Below are 20,702 nucleotides of genomic sequence, written 5' to 3' on the forward strand. Positions count from 1 at the left end.
CATGCGATTGAAAACTATAGCAGGGAAATTGTTGGCCAGTGTAGCGACCTTTTAGGTGGCACTAGTCAAAACCTGCTGATTATTATGTGAATTACAATTAAGGATAAATTACATGAACAAAGTCATTCAGTTGGCGGCAGCGGCTGCTCTGGTTTTTTCTGTAGCAGCTCCTGTATCGGCAGCTTCTGTTGATCTGAATTTTACCAGTGGTAATTCAGGTGCCCGCAACTCACTGACATACGCCTATGGTGATGATCAGTTAACCGTAAGCGGTTTCTCCGGGTTAAATAGTGGATCTGTCTCTGGATCTTCCGTGCAAACCTGGGCTGGCTGGGGATTGGGTATGCCGACCAGCAATGCAGTCAACAGCAATGGAGCACATCGAGTTTCAAATAATGAGGTTAGTTATCGGGATGGGCGTCGTCGCGTAACTGGGCGTCAATACCAGATGGTTATGTTTGATTTTGGTCGTGAAGTTTCTCTGGATAGTTTCACAGTAGGCGATGCGGTTTACTCGGACAATAACTGGGCCAGCGTTCTGGCGTACACAGATACCGCTCCGCTAACCACATTAAATGGTCAGAAATGGTCTGACTTACTGGAAAGTGGCTTTTCAACGGCTGGTGATGCGAATGCCTATACCGGCGTGACTCAAGGAACTCCGAAACTGGTTGAAGGTGGCCTGACATCTCAGTATTGGTTGGTGGGTGTTTATAATGCCGTCTTCAGTGATAACCCTATGGGAACCTATGACGAAGGCTTCAAGCTGACCGGTATCAGTTTCTCTACCGTTGATATAGCTGAAACACCACTTCCTGCTGCGGCCTGGTTGTTCATCACTGGCCTGGCTGGCATGGGTTGGGTGAAAAAGCGCAAAGCTAAGCGTGAACAGCAGGCTGCTCTGGTAGTTGCTGCGTAATTTTCTTCGCTCACAGAGTGAGCTCCTACAGGTGGTATTTTGCAGGCTCACTCTGTAGGAAATAAGATGGACCCGCCCCCCTTAACAATGTGCCATGCTTAATGTGCAAACAAAAGCAAACCGGCATCTGAGTAAAGAGAGGCGAGTCCTATGAAGAATATTAGCATCCTAAGTATCGATTTGGCCAAAAATGTCTTTCAACTGCATGGTCTCAATCGACAAGGCAAGGCGGTGTTCAGAAAACGACTGTATCGAGCAGACCTGAAAGCGTTTATAGCCAACTTACCGTGCTGTTTGATTGCGATGGAGGCCTGTATTGGTGCACATGCCTGGGCACGTCAGTTCAAAGCCCTGGGGCATGAGGTCAAGCTAATAGCACCTCAGTATGTAAAGCCCTTTGTTCGGGTTAACAAGAATGATATACGCGATGCTGAAGCGATTGCGTTAGCGGCCTCGTTGCCGTCAACGCCGTCGGTATCGATTAAGAGTGAAGAGCAGCTCGATCTGCAAGCGATTCATCGTGTCAGAGAACGTCTGGTTCGCGAGAAGACCGCCATAGGTAACGAGTTACGGGGCTTGTTAGCTGACATGGGTGTCGTTATCCCCACCGGGCATGGCAGCCTGCGTGTCTTGATTCCAGAACTGCTTGAAGATGCCGATCAGCCACTGACCTTTAAGGGTCGACAGTTGATAGCCGATTTACGGGAGCAGTGGTTAGAGAAAGAGGCCCACATCGCGCGTTATGACTGTATGCTTCAAGACTACGTCAAAGAGAACGTTGAGTGTCAGAAGCTACTGGAAATACCGGGTGTTGGGCCGATTAATGCGTCGTTCAGGCTGTAGAAAAACCTCTTCATCTATGGTCTGATGAGATTTTCAGGAGACGGAGGCTCTGGGATGGCTCGATTCAAACATTACGACTACAACCAGATGTCGATGGTGGTCATCAACTACTTGGAACAGATTCAACCGGGTACTTTTGAATTTGCGCTACACTACCTGATCTCTGAAAAACTCGACCTGTCTGCTTTTCATCAGCCCTATAAAAATGATGCTGAAGGCCGCCCAGCCTATGATCCGGCTATACTGCTCAAGATTATTTTATTTGCTTACTCAAAGGGCATTACCTCCAGCCGTGAAATCCAGTGGTGCTGCGAAACCAATATCATCTTCAAAGCGTTATCCTGCGATACCGTGCCGCACTTCACCACGATTGCTCACTTTATCAGTAGCCGAGGCCAGGCGATTGAAGCCTTATTTGAACAGGTGCTGCTGATCTGTGATCAACAAGGGTTGCTGGGTCATGAACTCTTTGCCATCGATGGCTGTAAGATGCGCTCCAATGCGTCGAAGGAATGGTCTGGTACGTTTAAGGAGTTGGAACAAAAGCGCCAGAAGCTCAAACGCCTGATCCAGCATCACCTCAGTGAGCATCAGGAAAAGGATACCCATGAAAGCGAAGAAGCGCTGGAGCATGATATTCGCAAGGCCAAGACCATCCAGACACTGGATGCGGCGGCCAACAAGATCGGTGATTTTTTAAAGCGCAGCCAGCCAAGGATGGGCAAGGGCAAACGCAGCAAGGAAGTGAAGAGTAATATCACTGATCCTGAATCAGCAAAAATGACCACCAGTAAAGGCACCATTCAAGGTTACAACGGTGTGGCCGCCGTCGATAAAAAGCATCAGATTGTCATTGATGCTCAAGCCTTCGGTGAAGGACAAGAGCACCACACCCTGCAACCAGTATTGGAAAGTATCAAGGCTCGTTATCAACGACTGGGCATTAATGACAACGTATATGCAAGTGGCATCATAGCGACGGCCGATACGGGTTTTGCGAATGAAGCCAATATGGAATATCTTCACCAGAACCAGATCAACGGTTACATTCCTGACAATCAGTTTAGAAGCCGTGATCCCAAATTCGCACACCAGAAAGACAAATACGGCAAGCGCCACCAGACACCCGGTAACCCTAAAGCTAAACACCTTATTCCAGCCAGTGAGTTCCAGTTTGATCCCGTGACGATGACGTGCAGATGTCCAGCGGGTGAGCAAATAAGTCATCGAGGTATCAGAACTAATGAACACGGCCAACTTACAGCCTACTTTGAAGGTCGGTTGCTCCAGTGCCGTCATTGTTCTAAAAAAGCGAGTTGCATGAAAAATCCGACATCAGCTGACCATCGCAAAGGAGCCGGAAGGCAAGTGAGCTTTGCGCTTAATGATCAAAGAGCACCCACCTACACCGACTGGATGAAACACCGAGTGGATAGTCCGAAGGGTAAGCAGATTTATAGTCACCGAATGTCTGTGGTGGAACCGGTATTCGGCAACATTGGGACCAACAAAAGGCTAAACCGCTTTAGCTTGCGCGGCAAAAGCAAGGTTCAGGGCCAGTGGCAGTTGTACTGCTTGGTGCATAATGTTGAAAAACTGGCAAAATACGGACAGTTAAGTAGTTGAAGCAACGAAGGCGTAAGCCCGGCTGAAAGCCTTATCAATCAGGCCACTGTTGACTGATGTGGCAGTAAGACAAAGAAATGCCAGTCCCGAGAGCGCCGAAACAGACATTGAAGGGAGTGGCATTATAAATGAACAAATCGAGCACCGAGGAAAGATTGATGCACTATAAATTGGTTTTTCTACAGGCTCGTTATTGTTGAGTTACTTAGGTGATGCAAAGCGCTTTGCCAGTGCCAGACACTTTGCCGCCTCGCTAGGGCTAGTGCCGAAGCAGGCCTCCAGTGGTAACCGAGAGCGATTATTAGGCATCAGCAAACAGGGCAATGGCCATGTCCGAAAGCAACTGGTGCATGGGGCGCGTTCGGCCTATCGGGTCCTGCTCAAAGAAGACGCAACGGGGCGTTTGAGCGAGTGGGCAAAACGCATGCAAGCCAGTGGCAAGCATGCCAATAAAATTATAGTGGCGTTGGCGAACAAGCTGGCTCGGATCGTGTGGAGCATGATGATGAAAGAGCGTGGTTATATCGCTTAGCAACAATGTAACAGATTGAAATAAAAGATAGATTAAAGGTTAAATACCCAAAGCGTTGCGCAGACTATTAAGACAAGACAGATAAAATCGACTCACTTATCCTTGGGATTGGGCTGGCTCATAGAAGCCGAGTAGGAGATTAGCGAAAGTGAGTGCACATCTTTTAATGGCCGAGCAGATATGCTCACACAAATAGGTCGGATATAAGCGTGCAACACATCTGCTCGAGTCAAAAATAGCTTGCAACACGGGCGGGTCCATATAAGCTCGGTCTGTAGGAGCTCGGTTTGTGGGAGCTCGGTCTCCGAGCGAAAAGATTGTCATAATTCGTCTGTAGGAGCTCGGTCTGTGGGAGCTCACTCTGTGAGCGAAAAGATTGCCATAATTCGCTCACAGAGTGAGCTCCTACAAGGTCAAGGTTAAGGCTCCTACAAAGCGAATGAGGTTCTAGTTGGGTGATGTTATGAAAAAAATAGTTGTTTTGATTCTGGTCGGTGTGTGTTTGTTGGCGGGTAAGTTGTCGGCCGCACCGGTACCTAGTAATACCAGTGGTTGTTCGGGCTTTAGTTTGTCTGGAGGGGAGTGTTTGTTGTCCGGTTCCAGTCGTGGCGCTTCAGGCACTAATCTGACCAGTAATCCTGACAATAATGGCTTTCTAATAAACCCGGTCGGTGAAGGTTACACCTATGTGACCAAGTTTGAAGGTAGTGATTCTATCTGGGCGAGTCAGAGGGGTGTGACTACTATTACCCTGACTGAGTCGATCAGTTCTATGTTTTCTCAGGTCGCGATTGGTATCAAGCAAGGGTCTACCTGGGCGGTGTTCCTGATTGATACAGCACTGGGTAGCTATGAATTTAATCAGAATGCTATTTCCAATGTTACTTTCTATAGTAGCAATATCACTGAAACACCTCTGCCTGCTGCTGTCTGGTTATTCCTGACGGGGTTGGCTGGTATGGGCTGGTTGCGGAAGCGTAATAAGCGATAATTTGGGGGGTGTTTGCTCTCGGAGTTGTTCGCTCACAGAGTGAGCTCCTACAGGTGAGCTCCTACAGGTGAGGTTGTTCGCTCACGGAGTGAGCTCCTACTCATGAAACCGGATGGTGTTTCGGCCGGCTGATTTGGCTTGATACATAGCTTTGTCGGCCCATTTGAGAATATCGTCTGGGCTGGCTTTGTGGTTTTGAAACACATATACGCCAATACTTGCTGAGCAGTGGTGTTCAACGCTGCTTTCGGCTTCACCTTCACGTGTGACATTCAATTGGTAAGTGGCGGATAGGCTGATGCGGATCTTTTCTGCAATGGCTTTGGTCTGAGCGATGGATTCTGCATGATCCGCGTCCAGCTCGCTAAGCATCACCACAAATTCATCACCGCCAAAGCGTGCTACCGAGTCCATCTCGCGTATACAGTTTTTTAAGCGATTGGCGGCTTCTATTAGTAATAGGTCGCCGACGAAGTGTCCGTATCGGTCATTCAGTGGTTTGAAGTTGTCCAGGTCGACGAACATTAACGCCCCGTGACGCCCAGAGCGTGCGCTGACAGCCAGCGCTTGGTTTAAGCGGTCGCTGAGTAATCGGCGGTTGGGAAGTTGGGTCAGCGTGTCATAGAACGCCAGTTGCCGAACCTGGTCTTGCATCTGCTTGCGTTTGGTAATTTCCCGGGTGATGCCGTGATATCCGATAACGTTTCCCTGCTCGTCACGCACGGCCTTTGAGAACACTTCTCCCCAGATCACGCTACCGTCTTTGCAGCGGTGAGGGGCTTCAAAGTTTACAAAACCAAGCTGATTGCCTGCACGTTCAGCTTCCTGCCGCTTGTGCCATGCTTCGGAGACGATGGCGATGCCTTCTTCATTGAATAATTCAAAAACATGATGGCCTAGCATTTCTTCTGCTTTGTAGCCACGCAGACGCTCGTCCGATGGGCTGATGTAGGTGAGGTGAAGTTCGCTGTCTGCTCGCCAGATCACATCCAGGGTATCTTCGGTCAAGAGGCGATAAAACGCCTCTTTTTGATTCAGTGCCCGGGTGCGTTCCTCAACCAGAGCTTCGAGTGCCCGGTTGCGCTCTTGCAGGTTATTGAGTGGATAAACTTCGCCATCTTGCACCAGGTGGTAGGGAATGGAGATGCCGCTGTGGACAATTTTCCAGGCTTCGTCTTCAAGGCGGAAGATCAAGACCAGTCGCGCCACTTCTTGTGAAAGAATATGCTCTGGGATCGGCAGGTGAATTTTGAAAAAAGCAGTTACGACGACGACCTGCTCGCTTAAGTCCTGCAGGGCGATATCGTGCATTTCAATGCCGATACGACCGGGCACTTCGGAAAAATCCTGTCGGGTGATTCTGATCCACTCATCGCGGTCCGTGATCAGAACGCTTCCACCACCTGTATAGCCGCTGAAATCTTCGCTGAAGAGTGTTGTCAGCCGATCATCGCGTGAGGCATAGAGTTTAATGTACTCGTCAAACAGCGCCTGAATTTGGGCATGGCGATCCGAACGAAGCGTGATACGGGTCATAGAGCAAACTCATTTTTAACACAGATAACAGTATATGATGTATATCTGCCATACAGAAGCCCCGGTTTTCCTGATAATGCTTAAATCTCAAACACCTGCTGTGTGCAGTGCAAAATAAAGTAATTTTTCTAACGCTCGTTAGAGACATGGGACGTTCATTTTTGTAGTCTAGAATCAGTTTACTGAAACTATATGCTTCGCGTTTTACAGACCGCAGAGTCATGAAAGCGCGTGTAGTGACTATTGAAAAAGGAATGTTCTATGCAAGCACTATCAATATCGACGCTGATTTCAGCCTATTTTCAGCAAGTACCTGACCCGAGTGTGGCATCGCAGCGGGTGACGTTTGGTACATCCGGGCACCGTGGTACATCGGTCAATGCGTCATTCAATCAGGCACATATTTGGGCGATTACACAAGCTATTGTTGAATACCGCACTGCAGCAGGAATTTTTGGACCTTTGTATCTGGGTATCGATACCCATGCACTGTCTGTGCCAGCGTATGGTAGTGTTATTGAAGTTTTGATAGCGCAGGGTGTGGATGTGTGCGTGCATCCGGACGAGGGCTTCACGCCCACTCCGCTTATTTCGCATGCTATTTTGCAGCATAATCAACATCAGCCGGAGACGCTGGCTGATGGGATTGTTATTACGCCTTCACATAATCCGCCGGGTGATGGTGGCATTAAGTACAACACTCCTGACGGGGGGCCAGCGGCTTCAAGTGTGACTCGGGAAATTCAGGACCGCGCTAATGCTTTGCTGGAGAAAGGCTTAAATGGCATTAAACGTGTTTCTCAGGATAAGGCAAAAGCGGCTGTTCGGCCATTCGATTTTGTTGATCTTTATGTCTCGCATCTGACGGACGTGGTGGACATTGGTGCTATTGAGCGCTTCGGGTTGCGGATTGGTGTTGATCCTATGGGCGGGACTTCGCTCGAAGTCTGGCAGGCGATTGCCAGTCGTTTCCATTTGCATCTGAGTATTGTGAATACCTCGCAGGACCCTACCTTTGCATTTATGCCGTTGGATCATGATGGTCAAATCCGCATGGATTGTTCCAGCCCTCATGCCATGGCAAATCTGCTTCAACTTAAAGACCGTTATGATCTGGCGCTGGCTAATGATCCGGATGCTGACCGGCACGGTATTGTGGATGCGGCTGGATTGATGAATCCGAACCATTTTCTTGCGGTGGCGGTTGATTACCTGTTAACGCATCGGCCGCAATGGAGCCCTGATCTTGCCATCGGTAAAACGCTTGTCAGCTCGTCTATTCTGGATCGGGTGGTGGCTAAGCACGGTCGGACTTTGTATGAGGTGCCGGTGGGCTTTAAATGGTTTGTGGAAGGGCTGCATCAGAAGCGCCTGGCTTTTGCCGGTGAAGAAAGTGCCGGAGCCAGTTTCCTGACAATGGCGGGTGAGCCCTGGTCAACGGACAAAGACGGTATTTTATTGTGTTTGTTAGCCGCTGAGTTGTTTGCTGTGACCGGCAAGTCACCGAGTCAGTATTATCATGAGTTGACCCAGACGCTGGGCTTGCCACATTACAAACGTATTGATGCACCGGCCACACCGGCTGAGAAAAAGGTGTTGGGCTGGTTACAGGCTTCGCATATCCGTTCGTCGCATCTGGTGGGCGAGCCCATCACCGATATTATGGTCAAGGCTAGCGGTAATGTTGAGTCAATCGGTGGGGTCAAGGTGATCACCGCCAATGGCTGGTTTGCTGCCCGACCTAGTGGAACGGAATCAATCTATAAAATTTATGCTGAAAGCTTTGTCGATCAGGTTCATCTGGATCAGTTGGTGAGCGAAGCCAAGGTCATTGTGGATGATATGCTGTCTAATTTGGCGTAGGTTTCGTTCGTTCTAAAAAAATCACTTAAAAATCATAAGGTAAAAATTAAAACACATTAGCATGGCCTTACGTTAGCTGTAGGGCCCATGTTTACTGGATATGTACTTCGGTACAATACTACTTTTTAAACTCGATTCTATACTTAGGGCATAGAAAGGATTCCTCAGAATGAATTGAAGCCATAGAGCTTCAGCAGTAATTATAATCAGAGGTAACCGTCATGAGCCCCCAAGTCGCAACCATCATTAGCATTTCTGGTGACGTTTCTGCACGTGCAGAAGATGGCACTCTTCGTGTGTTATCACCCGGAGATGCACTCTACGCAGGCGAAGTCCTGATTTCTGCAGATGGATCTCAAGTCGTTTTAGATTATGGCAATGGTGAGCTTGTCAGTGTTGAGGGCTCACAAAGCCTGCAACTGACTGAAACACAGATCACGGCATCTGCTCCTGAACCCGTTGAAAGCGAGGTCACTGATCCGAGTGTGGATGCTATTCTGGCTGCTTTGGAGGGCGACGGTGACCTGTTGGATGAGCTGGAAGCACCGGCTGCGGGTGCTGATGGAGCCCCAGATGGAGGCGGTGGTTCGTTTGTTCGCCTGATGCGTATTTCAGAAAGTGTTGATCCACTTGCCTTCCAGTTTGAGCAGCAACTGGTCAGTAACTTTGAGGCTCCACTTGGTGAAGCCGATTTTGTTGCGGCGGCTGAGGATGCGATAGCTCCAGTTGTTGATCCTGTCGGTGGCGAGGTTAACGAGAGCGGTGGTTTTGATACTTTCAGTGCTCCGTTGGGAGTCGATTTTGGTGGCTTGACTGGCAGCATAGAGCTGTCGGCTCAGGGGGCTGTGTGGGATCCGTTAAGCAGCACGCTAACCTATGGCCCGGATGAGTACGGCGGTTCCTGGCAGATACAGGTTAATCCTGATGGCTCTTATACATTTGAACAGCTGAGTGCGGTTGAGCATCCTGATGATGCAAATCCCAATGATCCGGTTGGCGTGGAAGTTACGCTTACCGCCACTAGTGAAAATGGTCTAAGCACATCCTCTACCTTTGATATCACTATTTTTGATGACGGTCCCTCAATTGCTGAGTTGAATATAAACGCCGAAGGCCTGAACCTGATGGTGTACGATGCTGAAACCCTGGATGAGGGCGGCAGCGGAGATAAAACTAATCTGTCTGACCTGTTCAGTGCCAGTATCGATTTTGGTGCCGATGGTCCGGGGACAGCAGAGTGGAGCTATGCCCTGGGGCTGCTGCTTGGTGAGGGTGATCAGTTACCACCGGTTGGCGTTTTCTCAGGCCTGCTCAGTGGTGGTCAGCCGATATTCCTGGAACTGTCTGATGACCTTCAATCCATTACCGGTAGTCTGTATGGTCAGCAGGGTCCTGAAACCGTGTTTACCCTTGCAATCCAGGACGGTGAGCTGGTTCTGACACAGGTGCTGCCGATTGATCATTTGCAGTTTGGCGGTGATCAGGGTGAAGTACTGGTTGATCAGCTGACACTGAATGGATTGGTGACTCTTTCCGCCAGTGTCACCGTGACTGACCGCGATGGCGACAGCGTTAGCCAGTCCACCGAGCCGTTTAATCTCGGTGAATTTATTACCTTTAATGACGATCTGCCTGACGCTGAGGTGGACGGTGCTGTTGAAGCCGTTGAAGGTGGCTCTGAAGTAACGGGTACCTGGAGTACCGACCCCGGTGCTGATGAACAGGGGGCAGAGCGCCAGGTCTCCATCAATGGTGCTAATCCTGTGCCGTTAGTTACGGGTGAGGCCATTGATACCGGATTGGGCCTGCTGACCTTTAATGCAGACGGAACCTGGAGTTTTGTCGCTGCCACCAATCTGGATCACAGTGAAGGCGACCCACAGTTGAGCTTCCAGTTGATTAAGATTGATGGTGATCTGGACGAAGCTGATGCCACGCATAGCATCACTATCGTTGATGGTGATGGCCCGACATCGGGCGGTGACGAGGGGGTTGGTAGTAGCGTTGACCTGGTGACCAGCGATATAGACCTGCGTGCCAATGTGGTCAGTGACGACAGCAACACCCTGACTTTTACCGCTGGTAGCGACAATATCACTGGCTTCGAATTTGGTGAGACCCATGCGATTACGCTGGTGGGTTTGGATGGAACACTTACTTGGGCTATGAATGTCGATGGCGATCTGGTGGGGTCTCTGGACGGCAATCCGGTGATCCAGTTAAGCCTGTCGGGTAGTGAAATTCTTGCCGGTGAAAGTGGTAACGTTACTGTCAAGGTTAAGCAACTGGATAATCTGCCACATAACCAGGGTGTCGATGAGCTGGAAATTCAGGGCATTCAGGTGATTGCAGTTGACCTTGATGGCACTGAATCGGCTTCAGCCCAGGTGAATGTAACTGTTCATGATGACTTGCCTGAAGTCACTGCTATAGATCCATCCGGACATGAGGTGACGATTACCAATCTCGGTAGCGATTCAGGTACGGGCTACAATAACAGCTTTGGCTACTATGTGATTGGTGAGAACGGTGAACCAACAACCGGTGTGCTGTTCTGGAGCAATGTGAAAAATGACGTTAATGATGTGCGCGTGGTCAGTGGTTATGCGCCGGGCGAGATAGGTTATTTCGTTATTGCTAACGGCTCCAATCATAATCCTGAGCTGAGCAATGATACCCCGGTTGTGTTCCAGTCTTTTGAAAACAGCAACGGTGATACAGTCTGGCAGGCCTGGGTTGCTGACAGCGACGGAAATCCGGTTACCCCCCTGGTAGGTCAGAATACGAATATGCCCGCGCTGTTCAGTGACGGTGATCTGCATCCAAATGGTACTTCGCATGTCGAGAATAACCTGACGGAAGGCGATCTGAACTGGGAAGATATTTACGGTAACAGCAGTGACTATGACTACAACGATGTCAATATCAATGTGGCCTGGAGCGATGCCAATCTGACTGTTAGCGAAAGTGCACTGGATGCGGATGCCAGTTTTGACTTTTCGGCTGCATTTACCGATGTTTATGGTGCTGATGAGCAGGGCGATCCCTCTGTATACACCCTGAGTGTGACCGGTGGCCCCAGCGAGTTGGTCGACACAGCCTCCGGCGAGGAGGTGTTGCTGAAAATGGTAGGCGATGCAGTGCATGGCTATGTCACCCTTGGTGGCAGTGATGAGCCGGTCTTTATCATCACCGTAGACAGTGCAACAGGTGTCGTTACGCTGGATCAGATGCGTGCCGTTGAGCATCCGCTGGCGAATGTGGTGGGTGATTCTGATGTGGTCAACATTGCAGCGGGGGCTGTGGGTCTGAGCAAAACTGTGTATGACTCGGATAGTGACTCAGACGATGCCAGCATTGATATCGGTCCGGTGATGTATTTCCAGGATGCCGGCCCGTTGGCTGAAAACTTTACCTATGAGTCTCCGGTTGCTGTTGGTGTCAGTGATTATGTATTGTCGGCTGACGCCATCGCCTCTCTGGGCATCGTGGCAGGACCTGATGGTTATCTGAATGGCAGTCTGCAGGATGCTGTTCAGTTTAACACTGGTAGTCTGGGCGGCAGTCTTGCAATTGGTGCCGCGGGTGAGCTGCTGTATACGCCACCAGACTCCTTGCAGCAAAGTCAGCAGGAAACCTTTACCTACAAGGTGACTGATGGTGATGGTGATTCGGTCGAACGCTCTGTAGCCATCAATCTGGTTGAAAATACGCCACCCGTTGCTGATCCGGTATTAACCCAGGCTAATGTTGCGTTCGCTACGCTCCCTGCCGGGTTGCCGGATGATGCGGTGTTCTTTAAACAATTCAGCGTGGGTGGAGGGGTTGATTCGCCTGAAGCAGGTCAGTCTTTACCGTCTATACCCGAGCTGGAAGCGTCACTGGGTGGCCAGGACCAGGAAACCCAGGAAGCCGATCTGATCTTTCAGGTTACCGATCTTCCGAGCTACGGGACTTTGTACCTGAATACCGACAGTGGTTATGTGCCCTTTGATGCCAGTAATCTGGCTACAAATACCTTCTCGGTTGAGGGCGGACTTTATTGGGTCGCCACCGCCGGTGAAGTGCAGTCGGCTGTGGCCGATCTGCCGTCCCTGACGCTGAGTGGAAATTCACTTTCTGATTGGCAGGCTCATGGCGTGTCTATTCATGGCTATACCATGGATGGCCAGAGTGATGCGTCTACTTTGAGGTTTACCTCTGAAGGGGTGGGCATTGATGGCAGCAGCTTCGGACAGTCCGAGGTGCCCAATCAACTGGGGTACCGTGATGGTAATTCTGAAACTCTTATCCTCGACTTTAGCAATCCGGTAGGTGAGGCTGAGATTGCTGTCAGCCGGCTGATCTTCAGTGAGAAAGAAGTGGGTCGTGTTGAAGCCTTTTTGAATGGTACCTCTGTTGGCAGCTGGACATTCACCGGCAGCAGTGCCACCTCCTTGCTCAATGGCGATACCATCGACTTTACCCCGTCATCTGGTTTTGATACCTCCAAAGGGTCTGGCAGTGGTAGCGGAGCCTTTACACTGAGCGGTGTGGTATTTGACCAATTAAGGTTTAGTGCAACTGAGTACGGTGACGGTGGTAAAACCAATACGGCTGACAGCAGCGATTATTTTCTGCAGAGCGTTAGCTTTAAAGAAGTGCCTGCCGCTGAGTTTCAGTACCAGGTGACTGATGAGGCAGGCAATGCCAGTGATCCAGTCGTAGTTCAGATCGGCATGCAGACAGATACTCCGGTACCTGATAGTGTTCCGTCTGACTGGACTGATAGCAACCCGCCTTTGGACATCATTCTGGACGTGTCTGCTCATAACGGTGGCAATGGACAGGGACAGGGTAATAGCGGCACTTATGCAAACCAGGGCCAGGATGGTCGCTTGGATAATGATGCGATGTCTAAAGGACCGCATACCGTGACCCTAAGTGCTACAGGCTTCCTGGCCGTGGATCACAAGGGTAACGACGACCCGGCCATGATCGAGCAACCTGAAGCGTTATTGCTGCAGTTCAAAGAGCCACTGAACAGCATTCGCTTTGAGGTGCAGGGTGACTTGGGCGATTCTGCCACCTTCTCGCTGTTTGATGAGGCTGGAAATCGCATCGGTGCGCCAACTGAAATTGAGTTGTTGGACGATGGCACCATGGTGTTTGAATCATCAGAACCCTTCAGCTATCTGGCTGTTGACGGATCACAAGATTCATCCTTCGCCATCAAACCAATGGGATACAGTTATACCAATGTAGACGGCGAAATCGTCGGCAGCAGCGGAGATGATTATCTCTTCGCAACAGATGTTGACGATGTCCTGATCGGCGGGGCTGGTTCAGATACCTTCAAATGGACTCTGGCGACACAGGGCGGTGATGATACGGTTATGGACTTTAACCCCAGCGAAGGCGATGTGGTGGATATTGCCGATCTCCTGCAGGGTGAAGAAACCGGAAGCCTCACTGAATACATCAGTGTGACTGAGTCACCTGAAGGTACGCTGATTGAACTGACCCCCATGGGCGACGGATCCAGCGCAACCCAGTCAATCATGCTGGATGGCGTATCCTTCGCTGACCTGGGAATCGATACCAGCACCATGACAACCGATGAAGCCATCATCAACCACCTGGTCGACAGCGGACACATCAACATCGACCAGTAGGAGCCCGCTGTAGGAGCCCGCTGTGGGAGCTCGCTGTGGGAGCCCGCTCCGCGGGCGAAGCTCTTTGTGGGAGCTCGCTCCGCGGGCGAAGCTCTTTGTAGGAGCTCGCTCCGCGAGCGATATAGCATCACAACATTCGCCCGGAGACCGGGCTCCTACAAGCTAACTCTTTTATCGCTTTGGCAATACATCTTTCAGCTTCTCATGAATCCCGCGTAAACATTCTTCAGTGGTTTTCCAGTCAATACACGCATCGGTCACCGATACGCCGTATTTCAGGTCGCAGAGATTAGACGGGATCGACTGGTTGCCCCATTCGAGATTGGATTCAACCATCAGACCAATAATGGACTGGTTACCTTCCAGAATCTGGTTGGCGGCGTTGTCAGCGACCAGTGGCTGTAGTGCTGGATCTTTGTTGGAGTTGGCATGGCTGCAGTCAATCATGATGTTGTTGCTGAGCTTGGCTTTTTCCAGCGCTTGTTCGCACAAAGTTACGCTGACTGAATCGTAGTTGGGTTTTCCGTTCCCGCCACGCAGGACCACATGGCCGTAGGCATTGCCGCGTGTTTTGACGATTGAGACCTTGCCTTCTTCATCGATGCCCAGGAAATTGTGCGGGTGGTACACAGATTCCATGGCATTAATAGCAACGGTAAGGCCGCCATCGGTGCCGTTTTTAAAGCCCACAGCGCAGGACAAACCGGAGGACATTTCACGGTGAGTTTGTGATTCAGTGGTGCGTGCGCCGATAGCAGACCAACTGATCAGATCCTGCATATATTGGGGCGAAATAGGATCAAGCGCTTCGGTGGCTAGTGGCAAGCCCATATCCGATAGATCGATCAACAGTTGACGTCCGATACGTAGACCTTCTTCGATCTCGAATGAATCGTTCATTTTCGGATCATTGATCAGACCTTTCCAGCCCACTGTAGTACGTGGCTTTTCAAAATACACACGCATGACCAGATACAGCGAATCCTTAACTTCTTCCGCCAAGACTTTCAGACGACGACCATACTCCAGTGCGGCTTCCGGATCATGGATAGAGCAGGGGCCGATCACGACCATCAGGCGCTTGTCTTTACGATCCAGAATGTCTTTAACCACCTGACGCTCACGAATCACCGTAGCAACGGCATTTTCACTCAATGGAAGCTTGGCTTTAAGTTCGCGCGGAGTCATGATCGGTGTGATGGATTCAATACTGAGGTCTTCTAAGCGGGTATCGGTCATCTCTGTTATTTCCTGAAAGCAGATAGATTCGTAAGGGTATTTTTACATATCCCTGCACGGCATATAAGGGGAAAGAGGTATAATATCCGCTATTGGAACGATAGGGCCATTAAATGGTCTGATTTTGCAGACTGAAGTGCTTCCAGGTTGAAGGATAGATTGTGTTTAAACCGATATTGATACCCCTCACGATTATTTTGTTAAGCCTATCAGGCTCTGTAGGAGCCCAGTCCCTGGATGATTCGCTCGCGGAGCGAGCTCCTACAGGTGACGAAGAGGTTAAGTATATTGTAGGAGCCCGCTCTGCGGGCGAAGCTACCTCGGGCGGATCGCTCGCGGAGCGAGCTCCTACAACCGAGCGAGCTCCTACAGGGGGTGGGTTTTTCTCACTTTTTAATCGTTCAAACACCTCCGATGGCCCTTTGCCGGTTGAAGAGGTGTTTCAGCTTGATGCTCGGGTGATGGCTCCGGGTGTGATTGAGCTGAATTGGACCGTGCATGAAGATTATTACCTTTACCGTGACCATCTGAAATTTTCTGTACCAGAGGGGGTGCAGTTAGTGGACAGCTGGCGCCAGGCCGGCTTAGCTAAGGATGATTCACTCTATGGTCAGGTCGATGTCTGGCATGACCAGGCCGTTGCCGCTGTGTTGATCGGCTCGGCTGATGAGGTGATTGAGAATTCCACGCTGGAGGTGACTTACCAGGGATGTTGGGATGGTGGGATCTGTTACCCGCCAGTAACTGAAACTGTGCCTTTATCCGGTTTGCCGCTGGCTGCTGGCCTGAGTTGGCCTGAAGGTATGCCGCCAGTACAGGGTGTTTCTGTTGAATCCTCAGCTGTTTCGGTATCCGAACATGATCGGTTTACGCAGTTGTTAAGCGGGCGTAGTTTGCCATTGATCCTGGCGGCATTTTTCGTGGCCGGGCTGGCGCTGTCGCTGACTCCCTGCGTTTTCCCGATGATTCCGATTCTTTCCAGTATTATTGCCGGGCAACAGGAGCGGGTTACAACGCGTCGGGCGTTAGGGCTGTCCAGTGTGTATGTGCTGGCGATGGCGGTGACCTATACACTGGCCGGCGTTCTGGCCGGGTTGTTTGGGGCCAATATTCAGGCCAGTTTTCAAAATCCCTGGATCATTTCCGTATTTGCCGGCATGTTTGTGCTGTTGGCGTTATCCATGTTTGGCTTTTATGAGTTACAACTCCCCAGCAGTTTGCAGAACCGATTGAATCAGGCGAGTCGCAGCCAGAAGGGAGGACAGGTAACCGGTGTTGCCGTGATGGGCTTTCTTTCAGCGCTGATCGTTGGTCCTTGCATGGCAGCACCATTGGCAGGTGCATTGATCTATATCGGTCAGACAGGTGACCCGTTACTGGGCGGGACTGCACTTTTCGCCATGTCGATGGGTATGGGGGTACCTTTGTTGCTGATAGGTACGTCAGCAGGGAGGTTCATGCCTAGAGCCGGAAGCTGGATGAAGGCGATCAAGGCCGGTTTTGGTGTGCTGCTGTTGCTGTTGGCCGTATGGATGCTAGACCGGATTGTACCTCTACAGGTCACTATGGCCCTGACGGCGATTATTCTGATTATCACAGCGGTGTATTTGAGTGCGCTGGATAAGTTAGCAGATACCGCCAGTGGTTGGTTGCGTTTGTGGAAAGGTATCGGTCTGGTGTTACTGGTATATGGCGTAGCCTTGTTACTGGGCTTGTTTGCAGGTGGACGTAGCCTGGTGTATCCCTTACAGGGCATGAGCCTGGCTGCAGGCCCTGCTGGCGCGGCAGTTTCGGCACAAGGTTCAACAACAATGCAATTTAACCAAACCGTGACCTCTTTAGCAGCACTTGAGCCGTTATTGGCAGAGGCTAAAGCAGCACAGCAACCGGTGATGCTGGATTTTTATGCTGATTGGTGTGTGACTTGCTCTGAAATGGAATTTATCACCTTTGCGGATGCCGGGGTGCAAACGGGCTTGTCTGAGTTTGTCAAAATCAAAATCGATGTGACTCGTAATGATGGCGATTCACGAGCACTGAATCAGCGCTTTCAGGTATACGGTCCACCTGCGCTGGTGTTTTTTGATCAGCAAGGCAAGGAACGCCGCGAACTCGCTGTGCACGGCGTCATCAAACCCCAGCCGCTCCTGCAGCACATCACCCCACTGCGGTAGGAGCCCGCTCCGCGGGCGAACGCGTAACACCCAATGTAGGAGCCCGGTCTCCGGGCGATTATCGCGATAGCTTTTCGCTCGCGGAGCAAGCTCCTACAGTGAGCTCCTACAAAATGTGTACTATATTATTGTGGTAGGAGCCCGGTCTCCGGGCGATTATTTTTTAATTGTATAGCAGGGATCGCTATGTATCATTCTCATCGACTTCGTCATGGACGCTTTTCTACTTCAGGTCAGATTTACCTCATCACCACGGTGTGTTGTGATCGACGTGCCATTTTTCTAGATTTCAAACATGCCAGAATTGCTCAGCAGGCGTTACGTCAGACGACGGTTTCTATTGATACGCTTAGCTATGTGATCATGCCTGATCATGTTCATTGGTTATTGCAGCTCAAGGAGGGAGCTGATTTGTCAGCGTCTGTTCGTTTTTTTAAAGCACAAACAAGCCGGGACATTCATCGTTACGGGAGTGAGACGGGCCCTGTCTGGCAGAAAGGGTTTCATGACCGACAGTTACGAAAAGAAGAAGATTTGGTGGCCATGGCGCGTTATGTGGTAGCCAATCCTATCCGGGCGGGTCTTGTGCGGTCTGTTAGAGAATATAGTTTTTGGGATGCGGTATGGTTGTAGGAACCCGCTCCGCGGGCGAAAGGATCGCTCACAGAGTGAGCTCCTACAGGGAGGGGTGAGGGAGTGTAGTGGGAGCCCGCTCCGCGGGCGAAAGGGTCGCTCACAGAGTGAGCTCCTACAGGGAGGTGTGAGGGTGTTGTGGGAGCCCGCTCCGCGGGCGAAAGGGTCGCTCACAGAGTGAGCTCCTACAGGGAGGGGTGAGGGTGTTGTGGGAGCCCGCTCCGCGGGCGAAGGGATCGCTCACAGAGTGAGCTCCTACAAGGGAGGAATAGTTCGAAGGGAGAAGAGTTGTTCGAAGGGAGGAATGGTTCGAAGGGAGGAGTTGTTCGCAGGGGGCGTGGGTTAGGCGATGAAGGTGCGGTTTACGTAGCGGAATACGTGGGTTTTGGCTCGGCGTAGCCATTCGAAGGCGACCATTTCCCGGCTGACCAGGGTGATGCCTGCCTGACGCATGCGTTCGATGGCCAAGTGTTTGTTGTTGGGGTCGCGAGAGCCGATACAGTCTTCTACAACAAATACCTGCTGGCCTGATTCTTTCATTTCCAGTGCGGTTTGCATTACGCAGACGTGAGCTTCTGTACCGATAATCACTGTCTGTGGGTAGTGTTTATCTAGTAGCGTGCTGCGGCAGCCGTCATCGGATAGACAGGAAAAATAGTGTTTTTCCATGAAGGCTTCGTCTCTGAGCAGCGACCTGATGGGCTCCACTGTGGGTCCCAGGCCTTTGGGGTATTGCTCCGAGGCCAGAACAGGTACATCCATTGTGTTGGCGACTTGAACCATCCAGCGACAGTTATTGAGCAGGTTTTCACCATCGTGGATGGCGGGCATGAGTTTTTCCTGTAGGTCCACGACCAGCAGGCGTGACTGGCGGCGATCAATTAACATCTTAGCTCTCCAGCTCCCGGATCAGTTGGCGTGCCAGCTTCATGGCCTCGCTGCGATTTGTTGGAATGACTCCCTGGGGGCCTCGCTGACACCATCCCAGGCAATATACACCGGATTCAATGTTCCCTTGTTGATGAGCAAAACGCCCCAACTCAGCATCATAGGGAACATATGCAATGGCGGGGGTGCGGTAGCCGATGGCGGTGATTAGGGTGTCCAGCGGCAGAGTGTACAGGGTGCCCCGACGGGTGTCGCGGATTTCCAAGGCTTCCAGTTGCGTAGTGCCAATTGCTGCCATGGGGGTGGCGTAAAAGTGGAATTGTATTTGTGGGGCCACGGACGAGTCTTCGGGTGCTTCGGCATAGTGCTGCAGTTGTTGTAGCATTTTTTGCTGCGAGGGTGGCAGATTTTGTGTTTCCACCCCGGCCAGGGCATTAGCAGCCACCTGGACTCCGGCCTGTGACAGGCTACCCAGTTCAGCCAGTTCGGGTAATGAGAAACTGGCATCGGCGGGGCCGCGGCGTCCTAAGATGTGTATTTCACCAATATTACACTGCGACAAGTGTGCTCTGACAGACTTCGATAGAGCACTGGTCTGGTGTTCTTCAGTCGTTTTGGCTAGTACACGGGCGATATCCAGTGCCACATTGCCATTGCCGATAATGCCCACACGTTGACCGATCAGCGGCTTTAAGTCTTTATAGTCCGGGTGGCTGTTGTACCAGCGGGTGAAACAGCCGGAGCCATAGATTCCCTGCAGCTGTTCTCCGGGAATACCGAGCTTGCGATCTTCACTGGCGCCGGTGGCAAATACAACCCGATCATAGCGCTGTTTCAGTTCGCTGTAGCTGATTGAGCGGCCCACATCGGTGTTGACGATCAGATTTACATTGTCGCGCGCCAGGGTACGCTCAAATTGTTCAGTCACCTTGCGGGTATGCAAGTGGTCTGGAGCAACCCCATTCACTGCCAGTCCAAAGGGATGGGGCAGGCGCTCGAAAATGTCGATTTGCACAGCGGCCAGTTTAAGAGCCAGTATTTCGGCCAGAAAGCAGCCCGCCGGACCGCTACCGATAATAGCGACTTTGTGCACAGTGTTATCCTTAGTCGATTTCAAGGAACTTGCATACCCCGTTCAACAAAGGCAAGTTCTGCCATCTGTTCCATCCAGGTATTCACAGCCGGGAAGTCTGTTTTATCAATGCCCTGCCATTCAAAGCGAGCGGCCCAGGGGTAGATGGCAAAATCCGCAATGGTGAGTTCATCACAGACAAACTGGCGCTTGGTTAACTGGGTGTTCAGCACGCCCCAGAGCCGTTTGGCTTCATCGCTGTAGCGTTTGATGGCGTAGGGGACCTGCTCCGGCGCGAAGCGGTTAAAATGATGCGCTTGACCGAGAAAGGGGCCAAAACCGCCCATCTGCCACATCAACCACTGCAGTACGTCATAGCGTTCAGCGCCTTCCGGTGGTAAAAACTCACCGGTCTTGTCGGCCAGGTAAATCAGAATAGCACCGCTTTCAAACAGACTGATCGGTTCACCAGAGGGGCCTTCAGGATCAACAATCGCCGGAATTTTGTTGTTGGGGCTGATGCGCAGAAAATCGTCACCGAATTGCTCGTCATTGAGAATGTCGATGGGATGGACGGAATAGTGCAACCGACAGGCCTCCAGCATGATGGAGACTTTCTGACCGTTCGGTGTGCCCCAAGTATATAGATCTATCATCCCACTCTCCGTAAGGTTTTTATAATCGGGCTTTTCATTACCCTGTCTACGTTATAAGCTTGAGTCAGATCAGCAG

At 51.0% G+C, this 20,702-nt stretch carries 14 protein-coding genes; 9 read left to right on the plus strand and 5 right to left on the minus strand.

From position 1 onward, the window contains the following. Window positions 1–112: 112 nt before the first annotated feature. The 5 genes from xdp1 (at window position 113) to F5I99_RS07035 (ending at window position 4,911) form a co-directional block, all read left to right on the plus strand. On the plus strand, window positions 113–919 hold the full coding sequence (gene xdp1 / locus F5I99_RS07015; RefSeq protein WP_151054443.1) for an exosortase-dependent surface protein XDP1: 807 nt from the start codon (window positions 113–115) through the stop codon (window positions 917–919). A gap of 150 nt (window positions 920–1,069) precedes the next feature. Then, the gene (locus F5I99_RS07020) at window positions 1,070–1,762 is read left to right on the plus strand and encodes an IS110 family RNA-guided transposase (RefSeq protein ID WP_151054445.1); all 693 of its coding nucleotides are present in this window, start codon (window positions 1,070–1,072) and stop codon (window positions 1,760–1,762) included. A gap of 54 nt (window positions 1,763–1,816) precedes the next feature. Next, complete coding sequence (locus F5I99_RS07025) at window positions 1,817–3,388, plus strand: IS1182 family transposase (RefSeq protein ID WP_151054447.1); 1,572 nt, start codon at window positions 1,817–1,819, stop codon at window positions 3,386–3,388. A gap of 169 nt (window positions 3,389–3,557) precedes the next feature. After that, window positions 3,558–3,920 (plus strand): transposase, encoded by a 363-nt coding sequence (locus tag F5I99_RS07030; RefSeq protein ID WP_151054449.1) that lies wholly within the window; start codon window positions 3,558–3,560, stop codon window positions 3,918–3,920. Window positions 3,921–4,383: 463 nt separating this feature from the next. Next, window positions 4,384–4,911: a VPLPA-CTERM sorting domain-containing protein gene (locus F5I99_RS07035; RefSeq protein WP_151054451.1), complete on the plus strand. Its 528-nt coding sequence runs from the start codon at window positions 4,384–4,386 to the stop codon at window positions 4,909–4,911. A gap of 96 nt (window positions 4,912–5,007) precedes the next feature. On the opposite strand, the gene F5I99_RS07040 is transcribed toward F5I99_RS07035, so the two are convergent. Further along, a complete protein-coding gene (locus tag F5I99_RS07040) occupies window positions 5,008–6,447 on the minus strand; it encodes a diguanylate cyclase domain-containing protein (protein ID WP_151054453.1) in 1,440 nt (479 codons plus the stop codon). A gap of 261 nt (window positions 6,448–6,708) precedes the next feature. Here F5I99_RS07040 and pgm point away from each other — a divergent pair, with 261 nt between their 5' ends. Together pgm and F5I99_RS07050 are read left to right on the plus strand one after the other, a co-directional pair. Next, window positions 6,709–8,310: a phosphoglucomutase (alpha-D-glucose-1,6-bisphosphate-dependent) gene (gene pgm, locus F5I99_RS07045; RefSeq protein WP_151054455.1), complete on the plus strand. Its 1,602-nt coding sequence runs from the start codon at window positions 6,709–6,711 to the stop codon at window positions 8,308–8,310. Between the two features lie 221 nt (window positions 8,311–8,531). Continuing rightward, the gene (locus tag F5I99_RS07050) at window positions 8,532–13,964 is read left to right on the plus strand and encodes a retention module-containing protein (protein WP_151054457.1); all 5,433 of its coding nucleotides are present in this window, start codon (window positions 8,532–8,534) and stop codon (window positions 13,962–13,964) included. A 171-nt stretch (window positions 13,965–14,135) separates the two neighbouring features. Here the strand turns inward: F5I99_RS07050 and F5I99_RS07055 are convergent, their stop codons facing one another. After that, window positions 14,136–15,203, minus strand: a complete 1,068-nt coding sequence (locus tag F5I99_RS07055; RefSeq protein ID WP_151054459.1) for a 3-deoxy-7-phosphoheptulonate synthase — start codon at window positions 15,201–15,203, stop codon at window positions 14,136–14,138. Window positions 15,204–15,364: 161 nt separating this feature from the next. Here F5I99_RS07055 and dsbD point away from each other — a divergent pair, with 161 nt between their 5' ends. Both dsbD and F5I99_RS07065 read left to right on the plus strand, forming a co-directional pair. Next, a complete protein-coding gene (gene dsbD / locus F5I99_RS07060) occupies window positions 15,365–17,377 on the plus strand; it encodes a protein-disulfide reductase DsbD (RefSeq protein WP_191905971.1) in 2,013 nt (670 codons plus the stop codon). A gap of 186 nt (window positions 17,378–17,563) precedes the next feature. Then, on the plus strand, window positions 17,564–18,010 hold the full coding sequence (locus F5I99_RS07065) for an REP-associated tyrosine transposase (protein ID WP_151054464.1): 447 nt from the start codon (window positions 17,564–17,566) through the stop codon (window positions 18,008–18,010). A 342-nt stretch (window positions 18,011–18,352) separates the two neighbouring features. Here F5I99_RS07065 and F5I99_RS07070 read toward each other — a convergent pair whose 3' ends face one another. The 3 genes from F5I99_RS07070 to F5I99_RS07080 are packed head-to-tail and all read right to left on the minus strand — an operon-like array spanning window position 18,353 to window position 20,626. Beyond that, window positions 18,353–18,898, minus strand: a complete 546-nt coding sequence (locus F5I99_RS07070) for a hydrolase (protein WP_151054466.1) — start codon at window positions 18,896–18,898, stop codon at window positions 18,353–18,355. Between the two features lies 1 nt (window position 18,899). Continuing rightward, window positions 18,900–19,991 (minus strand): FAD-dependent oxidoreductase, encoded by a 1,092-nt coding sequence (locus tag F5I99_RS07075; RefSeq protein ID WP_191905972.1) that lies wholly within the window; start codon window positions 19,989–19,991, stop codon window positions 18,900–18,902. 20 nt (window positions 19,992–20,011) lie between these two features. Further along, window positions 20,012–20,626: a glutathione S-transferase N-terminal domain-containing protein gene (locus F5I99_RS07080; protein ID WP_151054470.1), complete on the minus strand. Its 615-nt coding sequence runs from the start codon at window positions 20,624–20,626 to the stop codon at window positions 20,012–20,014. Between the last annotated feature and the right edge of the window lie 76 nt (window positions 20,627–20,702).

Origin of the sequence: Nitrincola iocasae, from assembly GCF_008727795.1 — a bacterium.
GTDB classification, from domain to species: domain Bacteria; phylum Pseudomonadota; class Gammaproteobacteria; order Pseudomonadales; family Balneatricaceae; genus Nitrincola; species Nitrincola iocasae.

Excerpts from the sequence above, each read along its gene's own strand:
- F5I99_RS07025 (WP_151054447.1), top strand. The coding sequence starts at position 1,817 with ATGGCTCGATTCAAACATTACGACTACAACCAGATGTCGATGGTGGTC.
- F5I99_RS07035 (WP_151054451.1), top strand. The coding sequence starts at position 4,384 with ATGAAAAAAATAGTTGTTTTGATTCTGGTCGGTGTGTGTTTGTTGGCG.
- F5I99_RS07050 (WP_151054457.1), top strand. The coding sequence starts at position 8,532 with ATGAGCCCCCAAGTCGCAACCATCATTAGCATTTCTGGTGACGTTTCT.
- F5I99_RS07020 (WP_151054445.1), top strand. The coding sequence starts at position 1,070 with ATGAAGAATATTAGCATCCTAAGTATCGATTTGGCCAAAAATGTCTTT.
- xdp1 (WP_151054443.1), top strand. The coding sequence starts at position 113 with ATGAACAAAGTCATTCAGTTGGCGGCAGCGGCTGCTCTGGTTTTTTCT.
- F5I99_RS07065 (WP_151054464.1), top strand. The coding sequence starts at position 17,564 with ATGTATCATTCTCATCGACTTCGTCATGGACGCTTTTCTACTTCAGGT.
- F5I99_RS07070 (WP_151054466.1), bottom strand. The coding sequence starts at position 18,898 with ATGTTAATTGATCGCCGCCAGTCACGCCTGCTGGTCGTGGACCTACAG.
- F5I99_RS07040 (WP_151054453.1), bottom strand. The coding sequence starts at position 6,447 with ATGACCCGTATCACGCTTCGTTCGGATCGCCATGCCCAAATTCAGGCG.
- F5I99_RS07080 (WP_151054470.1), bottom strand. The coding sequence starts at position 20,626 with ATGATAGATCTATATACTTGGGGCACACCGAACGGTCAGAAAGTCTCC.
- pgm (WP_151054455.1), top strand. The coding sequence starts at position 6,709 with ATGCAAGCACTATCAATATCGACGCTGATTTCAGCCTATTTTCAGCAA.
- F5I99_RS07055 (WP_151054459.1), bottom strand. The coding sequence starts at position 15,203 with ATGACCGATACCCGCTTAGAAGACCTCAGTATTGAATCCATCACACCG.